The sequence below is a fragment of the Nocardiopsis halophila DSM 44494 genome (assembly GCF_000341245.1).
Taxonomy (GTDB): Bacteria; Actinomycetota; Actinomycetes; order Streptosporangiales; family Streptosporangiaceae; genus Nocardiopsis_A; species Nocardiopsis_A halophila.
Window position 1 is genome coordinate 1 of record NZ_ANAD01000025.1, and the last position, 13,984, is coordinate 13,984.

At 74.2% G+C, this 13,984-nt stretch carries 10 protein-coding genes; 7 read left to right on the forward strand and 3 right to left on the reverse strand.

The features are described from left to right. On the reverse strand, nt 1–1,601 hold a 1,601-nt coding region (glgP, locus tag D450_RS0103045; protein ID WP_017537204.1), incomplete at its 3' end, for an alpha-glucan family phosphorylase. Nucleotides 1,602–1,988: 387 nt separating this feature from the next. Between glgP and D450_RS0103050 the strand changes: the two genes are divergently transcribed. From D450_RS0103050 to D450_RS29285, 5 genes are all read left to right on the forward strand, one after another. Next, the gene (locus D450_RS0103050; RefSeq protein WP_017537205.1) at nt 1,989–3,965 is read left to right on the forward strand and encodes an alpha-1,4-glucan--maltose-1-phosphate maltosyltransferase; all 1,977 of its coding nucleotides are present in this window, start codon (nt 1,989–1,991) and stop codon (nt 3,963–3,965) included. After that, nucleotides 3,962–5,758 carry a maltose alpha-D-glucosyltransferase gene (gene treS / locus D450_RS0103055; protein WP_394296810.1) on the forward strand — a complete coding sequence of 599 codons (1,797 nt, stop codon included), beginning with the start codon at nt 3,962–3,964 and terminating at the stop codon, nt 5,756–5,758. The genes D450_RS0103050 and treS overlap by 4 nt, the downstream gene beginning before the upstream one ends. Continuing rightward, entirely contained in the window at nt 5,755–7,149 is a 1,395-nt protein-coding gene (locus D450_RS0103060; RefSeq protein ID WP_017537207.1) for a maltokinase N-terminal cap-like domain-containing protein, read from the forward strand. The genes treS and D450_RS0103060 overlap by 4 nt, the downstream gene beginning before the upstream one ends. A gap of 49 nt (nt 7,150–7,198) precedes the next feature. Beyond that, nucleotides 7,199–9,385, forward strand: coding sequence for a 1,4-alpha-glucan branching protein GlgB (gene glgB / locus D450_RS0103065; RefSeq protein WP_017537208.1), 2,187 nt, complete (start codon nt 7,199–7,201; stop codon nt 9,383–9,385). Between the two features lie 82 nt (nt 9,386–9,467). Next, the gene (locus tag D450_RS29285; protein WP_017537209.1) at nt 9,468–10,559 is read left to right on the forward strand and encodes a DUF418 domain-containing protein; all 1,092 of its coding nucleotides are present in this window, start codon (nt 9,468–9,470) and stop codon (nt 10,557–10,559) included. Here D450_RS29285 and D450_RS0103075 read toward each other — a convergent pair. Further along, on the reverse strand, nt 10,453–11,193 hold the full coding sequence (locus tag D450_RS0103075; protein ID WP_017537210.1) for a hypothetical protein: 741 nt from the start codon (nt 11,191–11,193) through the stop codon (nt 10,453–10,455). The two genes, D450_RS29285 and D450_RS0103075, sit on opposite strands and share 107 nt — an antisense overlap. A gap of 82 nt (nt 11,194–11,275) precedes the next feature. On the opposite strand from D450_RS0103075, the gene sppA reads away from it, so the two are divergent. Together sppA and D450_RS0103085 are read left to right on the forward strand one after the other, a co-directional pair. After that, entirely contained in the window at nt 11,276–12,979 is a 1,704-nt protein-coding gene (gene sppA, locus D450_RS0103080) for a signal peptide peptidase SppA (protein WP_017537211.1), read from the forward strand. Further along, the gene (locus D450_RS0103085) at nt 12,976–13,464 is read left to right on the forward strand and encodes a flavin reductase family protein (RefSeq protein ID WP_017537212.1); all 489 of its coding nucleotides are present in this window, start codon (nt 12,976–12,978) and stop codon (nt 13,462–13,464) included. The genes sppA and D450_RS0103085 overlap by 4 nt, the downstream gene beginning before the upstream one ends. Nucleotides 13,465–13,627: 163 nt before the next feature. On the opposite strand, the gene D450_RS0103090 is transcribed toward D450_RS0103085, so the two are convergent. Then, a partial coding sequence (locus D450_RS0103090; RefSeq protein WP_017537213.1) for a glycine betaine ABC transporter substrate-binding protein occupies nt 13,628–13,984 on the reverse strand: 357 nt, incomplete at its 5' end.

Here is a 13,984-nt window from a genome sequence, read left to right on the forward strand (position 1 = left end):
TCGGCGTCGCGCAGCATCAGGGTGAGCCGCTTGTAGGAGGGCACCCGGCGGGCGAAGCCGATGGTGAGCACGTCGGGGTCGAGCACGTCGTCCACCCAGCCGAGCTCGGCCGCGCTGGCCCCGCGCGCCCGCCAGGAGGCGCGCAGCCGCTCCCCCCCCCCCGCCCCCCNCAGCCGGGCGCGCAGGGTGCGGCGCATCCGCCACAGCTCGGCCTCGTCGGCACCGGACACCTTGCGCCAGCCCTCCGGCCCGGTGAACTCCCCGGAGTCGGGCACCATGCGCGCGGCCAGCTCCTGGGCCTCCTCGGCGACCCAGGTGCGGGCGTGCACGCCGTTGGTGACCGACCCGATGGGCACCTCCTCGGCGTCGAAGCCGGGCCACAGGCCCTGGAACATCGACCGGCTCACCGCGCCGTGCAGCCGGCTCACCCCGTTGGCGCGCTGGGCCAGCCGCAGGCCCATCACCGCCATGTTGAACACGCCCGGGTCGCCGTGGGCGTGGTCCTCGGCGCCCAGCTCCAGCACCCGGTCGGCCGGCAGCCCGGGCACGGCCGGGGAGGGCCCGGCCAGGTGGCGGCGGACCAGCTCGCGCGGGAAGCGGTCGATCCCGGCGGGCACCGGGGTGTGGGTGGTGAACACGGTCCCGGCGCGGGCGGCCTCCACCGCCTCGTCGAAGCCCAGCCCGGCGTCGATGTACTCGCGGACCCGCTCCAGGCCCAGCAGCCCGGCGTGGCCCTCGTTCATGTGGAAGACCTCGGGGACCGGGTGCCCCGCGCCGGCGCAGTAGAGGCGCACGGCCCGCACCCCGCCCACGCCCAGCAGGATCTCCTGGCGCAGCCGGTGCTCGCCCCCGCCCCCGTAGAGGCGGTCGGTCACCGCGCGCATCTGCGGCGTGTTGCCCTCGTGCATCGCGTCCAGCAGCAGCAGCGGGACCCGCCCCACCCGGCACACCCAGACGCGGGCGGTGAGCCGCTCCCCCTCGGGCATGTCCACGGCGACCTCGGCGGGCCCGCCGTCCGGCCCGGCCAGGCGGGACAGCGGCATCCCCTGCGGGTCGACCTCGGGGTAGGACTCCAGCTGCCACCCCTCCGGCGAGAGCGTCTGGGCGAAGTAGCCGTGCCGGTAGAGCAGCCCCACCCCGATCAGCGGCAGGCCCAGGTCGCTGGCGCTCTTGAGGTGGTCGCCGGCCAGGATGCCCAGGCCGCCGGAGTACTGCGGCAGCGCGGAGGTGAGCCCGTACTCGGCGGAGAAGTAGGCCACCGCCGCCGGAGGCGCGGGCCGCCCGGCCGCCTCGGCCTCGGCCGCCGCCTTCTGGTACCAGCGCGGCCCGGACAGGTAGGCGTCCAGGTCGGCGGCGGCCGCCGCGACGCGCTCGGTGAACGCCGGGGCGCCGGCCAGCGCGGCCAGCCGGTCGGCCCCGGCGTCGCCGAGCAGGCGCAGCGGGTCGCGCCCGCCCGCCTCCCACAGGCGCGGGTCGATGTCGCGGAACACCTCCCGGGTGGGCGGGTGCCAGGCCCAGCGCAGGTTGGCCGCGAGCCGGCCCAGCGGGGACAGCGGCTCGGGCAGGACGGTACGGACGGTGAATCTGCGGATCGCCTTCACGCAGCGGCACGCTAGTTCACCCGGCGCCGCGGCACCAGGCGCCGCGCGCGAATTCACGTGCATTCGCCCACCGAATTCCCGATCGGCCCGGTACGGCAGTGACAGAAGACCGTTATGCCGGAATCCACGGAGAGGAAACGGGGCGAAAACGCCGCGGACATCCGAATTGGAAGTGTGACGACTATCACAAAAATATGTGCCTTCGGACTGTCGGAGCGGGGCGCCACGGCGTCGACGATAGGACTGTGGGCGCGGCGGCGATCCGGCCGCGATTCCCCCTCGGACACCAGGTACGCCCTGTTCTCATTCCTCAATGGACGCTGCCCGAAATCGGGTCACACCGGCCACTCGCGGCCCCGCCGCCGCTTGCGAAGAATTGGTGCACACGTGATCGGACGAATTCCTGTACTCGACGTCGCGCCGGCGCTGTCCTACGGCACCGCCCAGGCCGCCGAGGGCGAGACGGTCCCGGTGGACGCCACGGTGCTGCGCGAGGGCCACGGCGCCCTGGGCGCGGACGCGGTGCTCTTCGACCCGCGGGGCCGCCGCCGCGCCCGGGTGCGGATGGCCGAGCGGGCGCCGGGCACCGACCGCTACACCGCGCAGGTGAGCCCCGACGCCCCCGGCCGGTGGACATTCGCCGTGGAGGCCTGGGCCGATCCCTACGCCACCTGGCGCCGCGAGGCCGCCGCGAAGATCCCGCTGGGCCTGGACACCGAGCTGGTCCTGGAGGAGGGCGCCCGGCTGCTGGACCGCGCCGCCCGGCGGGTCCCCCGCCGCCCCGTCCTGGCCGAGGCCGCGCGCGTGCTGCGGGACGCCTCGCTGCCGCCGGCCGAGCGGCTCGCGGCCGGGGCCGGCGGCGAGGCGGCCCGGCTGATGGAGCGCGAGCCGCTGCGCGACCACCTCACCCGCACCCGGCGCCTGCCGCTCCAGGTGCACCGGCGGCGCGCCCTGGTCGGCTCCTGGTACGAGTTCTTCCCCCGCTCGGAGGGGGCCGAGTTCGACGAGGCCGCGGGGGTGTGGCGCTCGGGCACCCTGCGCAGCGCGGCCAAGCGGCTCCCGGCCATCGCCGACATGGGCTTCGACGTCGTCTACCTGCCGCCGGTGCACCCGGTGGGCCGCACCTTCCGCAAGGGCCGCAACAACACCCCCCAGGCCGGGCCCGGCGACCCCGGGTCGGTCTGGGCCATCGGCTCCGCCGAGGGCGGGCACGACGCCGTCCACCCCGACCTGGGCGACCTGCGCGACTTCGACGCCTTCGTCTCCGAGGCCGCCGCGCACGGCGTCGAGGTCGCCCTGGACCTGGCGCTGCAGTGCTCCCCCGACCACCCCTGGGTGGCCGAGCACCCCGAGTGGTTCACCGAGCGCGCCGACGGCACCATCGCCTACGCCGAGAACCCGCCCAAGAAGTACCAGGACATCTACCCCCTGGACTTCGACCGCGACCCCGAGGGCCTGTACGCCGAGGTGCTGCGGGTGGTCCGGTTCTGGATGGACCGGGGCGTGCGCATCTTCCGGGTGGACAACCCGCACACCAAGCCGCTGGCCTTCTGGGAGCGCCTGCTGGGCGAGATCGCCCGCACCGACCCCGACGTGGTGTTCCTGTCCGAGGCCTTCACCCGCCCGGCGGCGATGCACGCCCTGGCCCGGGCCGGGTTCCACCAGTCCTACACCTACTTCACCTGGCGCACCGGCAAGGAGGAGCTCCAGGGGTACATGGAGGAGCTGACCGGCGCGGCGGCGGCCTACATGCGCCCCAACCTCTTCTGCAACACGCCCGACATCCTGCACGCCTACCTGCAGGAGGGCGGCCGGCCCGCGTTCGAGGCGCGGGCCGTGCTGGCCGCCACCCTCTCCCCCTCCTGGGGCGTGTACTCCGGATACGAGCTGTGCGAGAACACCCCGCTGCGCCCCGGGAGCGAGGAGTACCTCGATTCCGAGAAATACGAGTACAAACCGCGCGACTGGGACGCGGCCGAGGCCGCGGAAATGTCGATCTCCCCGCTGATCCGCAGGCTAAACTGTCTGCGGCGCGACCACCCGGCATTGCAGGAACTGCGCAACCTGCGGTTCCACCATGTCGACCAGCCTGAGCTGATCTGCTATTCCAAACGGCTGCCCGGGAACGGCGACCGCGAGGGCCGTGACGACGTCGTGATCGTCGTCGTCAATCTCGATCCGCACCGCACGCGCGAAGCGACGGTCCGGCTCGACATGCCCTCTTTGGGTTTTTCGCCGGAAACGTCTCTGTCGGTACACGACGAGCTCTCCGGCGCGACCTACACCTGGGGTCAGGCCAATTACGTGCGCCTCGACCCGAACGTCCAGACCGCACACGTTCTCACAGTCGCCTCGGCCGGATGATCCGCACGCCCGCCGGCACGGCCGACCGTACTGGAACGCCGACAGGTGGAGTTGCTCCCGTGACCACACCCGCCCCCGTGCCCGACACCTTCACCGCACTGCCGCCCAACCCGCACTGGTACAAGCACGCCGTCTTCTACGAGGTCCAGGTCCGGGGCTTCCACGACTCCAACGGCGACGGCGTGGGCGACCTGCGCGGGCTCATCGAACGGCTCGACTACCTGGAATGGCTGGGCATCGACTGCCTGTGGCTGCTCCCGCTGCAGGAGTCCCCGCTGCGCGACGGCGGCTACGACATCTCCGACTACATGTCCGTCCAGCCCGAGTTCGGCACCATCGCCGACTTCGTCGAGCTGGTCGAGCAGGCGCACCGGCGCGGCATCCGCATCATCACCGACCTGGTGATGAACCACACCAGCGACCGCCACCCCTGGTTCGAGGCCTCGCGCTCGGACCCCGACGGGCCCTACGGCGACTTCTACGTGTGGTCCGACACCACCGACCGGTACACCGACGCCCGGATCATCTTCGTCGACACCGAGCAGTCCAACTGGACCTACGACGAGGTGCGCGGCCAGTACTACTGGCACCGGTTCTTCTCCCACCAGCCCGACCTGAACTTCGAGAACCCCGCGGTGCAGGAGGCGGTGCTGGAGGTGCTGCGGTTCTGGCTGGACCTGGGCATCGACGGGTTCCGGCTGGACGCGGTCCCCTACCTGTACGAGCGCGAGGGCACCAACTGCGAGAACCTCAAGGAGACCCACGAGTTCCTCAAGCGGGTGCGCTCGGAGGTGGACCGCCTCTACCCCGACCGGGTGCTGCTGAGCGAGGCCAACCAGTGGCCCGCCGACGTGGTCGACTACTTCGGCGACTTCGAGTCCGGCGGCGACGAGTGCCACATGAACTTCCACTTCCCGCTGATGCCGCGGATGTTCATGGCGGTCCGCCGCGAGCAGCGCTACCCCATCTCCGAGATCCTCGCCCAGACCCCGCGCATCCCGCACAACTGCCAGTGGGCCATCTTCCTGCGCAACCACGACGAGCTGACCCTGGAGATGGTCACCGACGAGGAGCGGGACTACATGTACGCCGAGTACGCCACGGACCCGCGCATGCGCGCCAACGTGGGCATCCGGCGCCGGCTGGCCCCGCTGCTGGACAACGACCGCGACCAGATCGAGCTGTTCACCGCGCTGCTGCTGTCCCTGCCCGGCTCCCCGGTGCTCTACTACGGCGACGAGATCGGCATGGGCGACAACATCTGGCTCGGCGACCGGGACGCGGTGCGCACCCCCATGCAGTGGACCTCCGACCGCAACGCCGGCTTCTCCCGGTGCGACCCGGCCCGGCTCTACCTGCCGCTCATCCTCGACCCGGTCCACGGCTACCAGGCGCTCAACGTCGAGGCCCAGCGCGGCGACCCCGGCTCGCTGCTCAACTGGACCCGCAAGATGATCCAGATCCGCAAGCGCCACCCCGTCTTCGGCACCGGCGACTTCACCGAACTGCACGCCAGCAACCCCAGCGTGCTGGCGTTCGTCCGGGAGTGGGGCGACGACCGCATGCTGTGCGTCAACAACCTCTCCCGCTTCCCCCAGCCCGTCGAACTGGACCTGCGCCGGTTCGAGGGCGCCACGCCCGTGGAGTGCACCGGAGGCGTGCGCTTCCCCGCCATCGGCGAACTCCCCTACCTGCTCACCCTGCCCGGCCACGGCTTCTACTGGTTCCAGCTGCCGCCGGTCGAGGAGGCGGACGGACCCACCACCGACGACCGCACCCGGGACACCGCATGAACCGGATCGAGGACCTGTTGGCCGCATGGCTGCCGCGGCAGCGCTGGTTCGCCGGCAAGGCCGCGCCCATCGAGGCGGTGCGCATCGAGCGCGACCTGCCCGTGGGCGGGGCCGACCCCGGCGCGCACGGCCCCGGCATGCGCGTGCTGGTGGTGCGGGTCGACCAGCCCCGCTCCGCCGACCGCTACCTGGTGGTGGTGGGGCTGGCCGAGCGCGGCCGGCTGCGCGCCGGACTGGAGCACTGCGTCATCGGCCGGTGCCGGATCCGGGGCGCCCAGCGCACCGCCTACGACGCGCTGCACGACCCGGAGCTGACCGGCCGGCTGCTGGAGGGGCTGGCCCGCGGCGCCGAGTGCGGAGAGCTGCGCTTTCGCACCCGGCCCGGGCACACCGTCCGCACCGGGCTGCGCAGCCTGGTGATCACCGGCGAGCAGTCCAACACCTCGCTGGTCTTCGGCGAGGAGTACGTGCTCAAGGCGTTCCGCCGGCTGTGGCCCGGGCTCAACCCGGACCTGGAGCTCAACGGCGCCCTGGACGGCTCGCCCTACGCCGCGCCGCCGCACGGGTGGATCGAGGCCGACATCGAGCACGACGGCCGGCCGGTGCCGACCACCGTCGCCATGCTCCAGGGCTACCTGCGCAGCGCCACCGACGGCTGGGTGCTGGCCGCCACCAGCGTGCGCGACCTGTACGCCGCGCCCCGGACCGGACCGGCCGACGCCGGCGGCGACTTCGCCGCCGAGGCCGAGCGGCTGGGGGGGGGCCCCCCCCNCACCGCCGCGGTGCACCGGGAACTGGCCCGCGCCCTGCCCACCGACGTGCTCTCGCCGTCCTGCCTGCGCGCGCTGGCCGACGCCATGGCCCGACGGCTGGACGCCGCCACCGAGCAGGTGCCCGAGCTGGCGCCCTACGCCGGGGTGCTGCGCACCGCGTTCGAGGACTTCGCCCGCTCCCAGGCGCCGCTGCCGGTGCAGCGCGTGCACGGCGACTACCACCTGGGCCAGGTGGTGCGCACCGACGCCGGGTGGGTGCTGCTGGACTTCGAGGGCGAGCCGGCGGTGCCGGTGGCCGAGCGGCGGCGCCCCTCCAGCCCGCTGCGCGACGTCGCCGGGATGCTGCGCTCCTTCGACTACGCCGCCCGCCACCAGCTCATCGGCAGCGCCGATGAGGAGCTGCTGGCGCCGATCGCCCGCGCCTGGGCCGAGCGCAACCGGGAGGCCTTCTGCGCCGGCTACGCGGCCGGCGGCGGGACCGACCCGGACAAGCACCTGACGGCGCTGCGCGCCTTCGAGTACGACAAGGCGGTCTACGAGGTCCTCTACGAGGCCCACAACCGCCCCACCTGGCTGCGCGTGCCGCTGGACTCCATCGCCGCGCTGGCCCGGCCCTGACCCCGCCGGCCCTGACCCCGACCGCACCGACCACCCGCCTGGAGCACCCGTGAACCTCGCCCCCGCCGCCGTCGCCCCCGCCGAGGCCGACCGCCTCGCGGCCGGCCGCCACCACGACCCGCACGCGGTCCTGGGCGCGCACCCCGTGCCCGGCGGCACCGTCGTGCTGCGGGCGCTGCGCCCGCTGGCCCGCACCGTGCACGCCGTCCTGGCCGACGGGACCCGCGTGCCCATGGAGCACGACCGCGCCGGCGTGTTCACCGCCGCCGTCCCCGGCGACGCGCCGCCCGACTACCGCATCGCCTGCACCTACACCGCCGAGGGGCCTGAGACCGTCGCCGACGACCCCTACCGGTACGCCCCCACCCTGGGGGAGATGGACCTGCACCTGATCGGCGAGGGCCGGCACGAGGAGCTGTGGCGCGCGCTGGGGGCCCACCCCCGCCCCGAGGGCACCGCCTTCGCGGTGTGGGCGCCCGGCGCCCAGGGGGTGCAGCTCATCGGGGACTTCAACCACTGGGACGGCACCGCCCACCCGATGCGCTCCCTGGGCTCCAGCGGGGTCTGGGAGCTGTTCGTGCCCGGCGTCGGCCCCGGCGCGCTGTACAAGTTCCGGGTGCACGGCCGGGACGGCGGGGTGCGCGACAAGGCCGACCCGATGGCCTTCGCCGCCCAGTGCCCGCCCGAGACCGCCTCGGTGGTGCACGCCCCCGCCCACCGCTGGGGCGACGAGGTGTGGATGAACGAGCGCAAGGCCCGGGACTGGACCCGCGAGCCGATGAGCGTCTACGAGGTGCACCTGCCCTCCTGGCGCCCCGGCCTGGGCTACGCCGAGCTCGCCGAGGAGCTGGTCGCGCACGTGCGCGAGCGCGGCTTCACCCACGTGGAGTTCATGCCCGTGGCCGAGCACCCCTTCGGCGGATCCTGGGGCTACCAGGTCACCTCCTACTACGCCCCCACCGCCCGGCTGGGCCCGCCCGACGGGTTCCGGCTGCTCGTCGACGAGCTGCACCGGGCCGGGATCGGGGTGCTGCTGGACTGGGTCCCCGCGCACTTCCCCCGGGACGACTGGGCGCTGGCGCGCTTCGACGGCTCGCCCACCTACGAGCACCCCGACCCGCGCCGCGGCGAGCACCCCGACTGGGGCACCCTGGTCTTCGACTACGGCCGCACCGAGGTGCGCAACTTCCTCATCGCCAACGCCCTGTTCTGGCTGGAGGAGTACCACATCGACGGGCTGCGGGTGGACGCCGTGGCCTCGATGATCTACCTGGACTACTCCCGCGAGTCGGGCGAGTGGGAGCCCAACGCCTTCGGCGGCCGGGAGAACCTGGAGGCGCTGGAGTTCCTGCGCGAGCTCAACACCGTGTGCCACCGGCGCAACCCCGGCATCGTGATGGCCGCCGAGGAGTCCACCGCCTGGCCGGGCGTGTCCCGCCCGGTCGACCACGGCGGCCTGGGGTTCGGCTTCAAGTGGAACATGGGCTGGATGCACGACACGCTGGAGTACCTCAAGCGGGACCCGGTGCACCGCGCCCACCACCACGGCGAGATCACCTTCTCGATGCTCTACGCCTACAGCGAGAACTACATCCTGCCGCTCTCCCACGACGAGGTCGTGCACGGCAAGTCCTCGCTGCTGTACAAGCAGCCCGGGGACGAGTGGCGGCGGTTCGCCGGCCTGCGCACCCTGCTGGCCTACATGTGGGCCCACCCCGGCAAGAAGCTGCTGTTCATGGGCGGGGAGATCGGCCAGGGCGAGGAGTGGTCGCACGAGGCCGGGGTGCAGTGGTGGCTGCTCGACCACGCCTTCCACCGGGGGGTGCGGGCGCTGGTGGACGAGCTCAACGCCGACTACACCGCCCGCCCGGCGCTGTGGTCGCGCGACTGCGTGCCCGAGGGGTTCCGGTGGATCGACGGCGGCGACGCCGAGGGCAACACCCTGGCGTTCCTGCGCTTCGGCGAGGACGGCGGCACGCTGGCCTGCGTGGTGAACTTCTCCGCCGTCCCGCACACCGGGCGCCGCATCGGCCTGCCGGACACCGGCCCCTGGAACGTGCTGCTGGACACCGATGACGAGCGGTTCGGCGGCAGCGGGTTCCGCGGCGGCCGGACGCGGGTGCGCTCCGAGGCCCAGCCCTGGCACGGGCTGCCCGCCTCGGCCGAGCTGGACCTGCCCCCGCTGGGCGTGCTCTGGCTGGAGCCCGGCCGAAAGGACGAGGCCGGCCCCGCCTGAATCCGGCCGTGCGGCCGAGGCGGCCCGCCCCCGCCGGCCCGTACCTTCTTCCTGTTCACCGTTGGGAAGAGGGGGGAGCGCAGTGGTGGAGAGACGCCGGCGCATCGACGATCTGGACGTGCTGCGCGGGTTCGCGCTGTGCGGGATCCTGCTGGTCAACATCGGGCCCGTCACACAGATGGGCTACGACGCGGTCCTGGCGCTGGGGCCGGGCGAGGCGGCCCCGCTCGCCGCGCCCGAGGCCTGGCTGGACATGCTGGTGGCCGGGCGGTTCTTCCCGATCTTCTCGTTCCTGTTCGGGATCGGGTTCGCGATCTTCCTGGAGTCGGCCGGGCGGCGGCACCCCCGCCCCCGGCTGCTCCTGGTCCGCCGACTGGTCGCGCTCGGCCTGCTCGGCGCCGCGCACCAGGTGCTCCACCCGGGCGAGGCGCTGACCCCGTACGCGGTCTTCGGGCTGCTGGTGCTGCTGCCCGCGAGCTACCTGCCCCGGTGGGCCGTGCTCGCGCTGGGCGCGGTGGGCGCCGTGGTCCCGGCCGCGCTGGGCAGCGGCGGGATGCTGCTCATCCCGGGCATGTTCCTGCTCGGCACGGCCGTGGCCCGGTACCGGGTGCCGGAGCGGCTCGGGGAGCTGACCGGGTGGACCGCCCTGGTCTTCGCGCTGCTGGCGGCGGCTTCGGTGCCGGCCGCGCTGTGGCAGTTCGGCGAGGTCCGCGACACCGGCTTCACCGCCTCCAGTGCGGTGGCCGGGCTGCTCATGGCCGGGGCCTACACCAGCGGCATCGCGCTGCTGATGCGCACGCCGGCCGCCGGTGCGCTGCGGGCGGTGTTCGCCCCGCTCGGCCGGATGGCGCTGACCAACTACGTGGCCGCCACACCGGTGGTGTTCGCCGTCGGCCTGCTGCTGGACTTCCGCGCCGAGGAGCGGTGGGGCGCCCTGTTCGCGCTGGCCGGGGTCCTGCTGGCCGCCCAGTGGGCGTTCAGCGCGCTGTGGCTGCGCGCCTTCCGGTACGGCCCGCTGGAGTGGGCCTGGCGGTGCGCGACCTGGTGGGAGGCGGTCCCCCTGCGGGTCAGTCGTCCTGCTCCTCCCGGTCCTCCTTCTTCTCCTCCTTCTCCTTCTCCTTCTGCTCCTCTTCCTCCTTCTGCTCCTGAGCCCGGCGCTTCTTGTACTCGGTGACGTCCATCGAGGCCGCCACCTGGTCGTAGACCTGGGCGTAGGCGGGCTCGACGGCCGGGACGTAGAGCATCACGTCGCTCTCGGGCAGGAACCACATGCGCACCTCGAAGGAGGCGCCGCCGTCGCAGGAGACCTCCCACACCCGGTGGTGGGACTTGAGCCCGTCGGCGTGCTCGGTCACCTCCGGCGAGCCGACGGTCATCTCCGCGTCGCCGGGGCTCTGCCCCTCGCCGTCGGGCGCCCGGCACGTCGCGCCCCCGCCGTTCCAGCCGTCTGCCTTGTTGAAGGCCGACCCCTTGGCGGGCCAGTCGGCGCCGTTGCGCTCGGCGGCCTGCGGGTAGAGCTGCACCGACCCGTAGCCGCAGCGCTCGCCCTCCGGCGGATCCATGCAGATCCGCCCCTGGCCGTCGGAGCGCTGCCAGCCCTCGGGCATGCCGATCGCCACGCCCTCGAACTCGGTCCCCGACAGCGGGACCGAGGCCGCCGGGACCGCGCCCGTGTAGGCCCCCTCGACCGACGGCGCCGCCTCGCCGCCGCCGTCACCGCCGTCGCCGTCACCGCCGCCGCATCCGGCGGCGAGCAGAAGCACCCCCGCGGCGGCCGCCGCGGTCCGCAACGCCAACGCCTCGGACATCGGACCCTTCCTCAACCGACTCTGCGGCCGATCCGGCCGGATCGGCCCTCCGACGATAGCCGACCCCCACTACCCTGTGGGCATGGCGGACCTTGACGAGCTTCTCGCCCCACTGGCCGACCTGCGGCGCAGGCGCACCGCGCCGCTGGTCCTCGAACTCGACCTGACCGAAGGGGTCACCGACGAGCCGCCCGGCCCGCCGCTGGCCCAGCTGCTGACCCGCCGCAGGGAGCGGCTCACCGACGTGGTGGAGGGGCTGCGGCGCGGCGCCCGCGACCCGCGGGTGGCGGCCGTGGTGGCCAAGACCGGCGGGGCCCCCGCCGGGCTGGCCAAGGTCCAGGAGATCCGCGAGGCGGTCGCCGACTTCCGCGCCTCGGGCAAGCCCGCGATCGCCTGGAGCGAGTCCATCGGCGACTTCGGCCCCGGCACCGTCGGCTACTACCTGGCCGCCGCCTTCTCCGAGATCGCCCTGGCCCCCACCGGCACCGTGGGCCTGACCGGGCTCACCCTGAACGCCCTGTTCCTGCGCGGGGCGGCCGACAAGGCCGGGGTGCGCCCCGAGACCGCCGCCCGGCACGAGTACAAGACCGCGGTGAACACCTTCACCGAGCACGACTACACCCCCGCCCACCGGGAGGCCGCCGAGCAGCTGCTGGGCTCGCTCGCCGAGCAGGTGCGCACGGACATCGCCGCCGACCGAGGCCTGGACCCCGAGCGCGTGGCCGAGCTCACCGCGCGCGGGCCGCTCACCGCCGGCGAGGCCCTGGAGGCCGGCCTGGTCGACCGGCTCGCCTACCGCGACCAGGTCTACGCCGAGGTGCTGGAGCGCGCCGGCGGCGAGGGGCCCGAGCCGCTGCTGCGCTTCGCCGCCCGCCACCACCGGCACCGCACCGCCGCCGAGCAGCTCTCCCCGCACCCCGGGCGCGGCCAGATCGCGCTGATCGGGGTGCGCGGCCAGATCCACTCGGGGACCTCCCGCCGCTCGCCCACCGGGCGCACCACGGCCGGCGCCGAGACCGTCTCGGCCGCGCTGCGCGCCGCCCGCCGGGACGACGCGGTGCGCGCGGTGGTGCTGCGGGTGGACAGCCCCGGCGGGTCGCACTCGGCCTCCGACGCCGTGCGCCGCGAGGTCCGGCTCACCTGCGAGGCCGGCACCCCGGTGGTGGTGTCCATGGGCGACGTCGCCGCCTCCGGCGGGTACTACGTCGCCCTGGGCGCCGACCGCATCATCGCCCACCCCGGCACGGTGACCGGCTCCATCGGGGTGTTCGTCGCCAAGGCCGTGGCCTCGGACCTGCTGGAGCGCCTGGGCATCGGGCACGGCAGCGTGGACAGCGCCCCGCACGCCGGCATGTTCTCGGCCACCCGGCCCTTCAGCGACTCCGAGTGGGAGCGGGTCGACGCCCTGCTGGACGGGGTCTACGCCGACTTCACGGCCAAGGTGGGCCAGGCCCGGGACATGGACGCCGACCGGGTGGACCGGCTCGCCCGGGGGCGGGTCTGGTCGGGGGCCCAGGCCCACGAGGCCGGGCTGGTCGACGGGCTCGGCGGGCTGGCGACGGCGGTGCGGCTGGCCCGCTCGCTGTCGGGCGCCGACGACGCGCCGCTGCGCCCCTACCCGCGCTCCACCCCGCTGGACCGGCTGCGCCCGCCCGAGTCCAGCGAGGAGCGGGCCGGCGAGCAGGTGCGGCTGGACGCCTGGGGCCCACTGGCCGAGCTGTCGGCCCGCGTCGGCCTGCCCGCGGCGGGCCCGCTGGTGCTGCCCGGCGACTGGGAGGTGCGGTGACCGAGTACACCGAGGCGATGGCGGCCCTGCCCACCGGGGTGACGGTGGTGACCGTGCGCGACGGGCGCGACGACATCGGCGGCACGGTCAGCGCCCTGTGCTCGATCTCGGCCGACCCCCCGGTGGTCATGCTCAGCCTGTCCGCCGAGGGGTACCTGCGCGAGGTGGTCGACCGCCAGGGGGCCTTCGCCGTCAGCGTGCTGGGCGCCGGGCACCGGGCCCTGGCCGGGCGGTTCTCGGCCGAGGGGCGCCCCAGCGCCCGGCTGCTGCTGGACGCCGAGCCGCACGCGCGCGGGGAGGCCACCGGGGCGCTGGTGCTCACCGAGGCGCTGGCCGCGCTGGAGTGCACGGTCGAGCGGAGCCTGGAGGTGGGCGACCACGCGGTCTACTTCGCCGCCGTGGCCGCCCTGCCCCGGGTGGAGGGCGGCCGCGGCGGTGCGGGCCCACTGGTGCGCTACGGCGGGCGGTACCGCACCCTGGGGTGATCGAAACTCTCTAGAGAGGTCGCCGGGGGCTACCCCGGCGCGAGGGCGGTGTGCGGCCGGCGCCAGTTCACATCGCACCGCCGCGGCGGTGCAATGGCCCCATGGACGGCTTCTACACGGTAATCGGAATCCTGGTGGCCGGGCTGATCCTGGCCATGATCCTCTAGTCCAGCCCGGCCTCGGACAGCCAGTCAGCGGCCACCGCGTCGGCGCTCTCGTGCTCCACGCCCACCCGTTCGTTCATCGCCAGCAGGTCCTCGGTAGTCAGCTCCGCCGAGACCCGGTTCAGCACCTCGCGCGCCTCCCGCGGCACCGAGGCGTCGTGGATCAGCGGCACCACGTTCTGCGCCCCGAACAGGTTCTCCGGGTCCTCCAGGGTCACGAAGCCCTCGGAGGCGATGGCGGGGTCGGTGGTGAACAGGTTGGCCGCCTGCACGTCGCCGTCGGTCAGGGCGGTGGGCAGCAGCGCCGGGTCCAGCGAGCGGAACCCGCCGAACTCGACCCCGTAGACCTCCTCCAG

What these genes read in the sequence shown, in the direction of transcription:
- treS (WP_394296810.1), top strand. Translation starts at nt 3,962, where the DNA reads ATGATCCGCACGCCCGCCGGCACGGCCGACCGTACTGGAACGCCGACA.
- D450_RS0103075 (WP_017537210.1), bottom strand. Translation starts at nt 11,193, where the DNA reads ATGTCCGAGGCGTTGGCGTTGCGGACCGCGGCGGCCGCCGCGGGGGTG.
- sppA (WP_017537211.1), top strand. Translation starts at nt 11,276, where the DNA reads ATGGCGGACCTTGACGAGCTTCTCGCCCCACTGGCCGACCTGCGGCGC.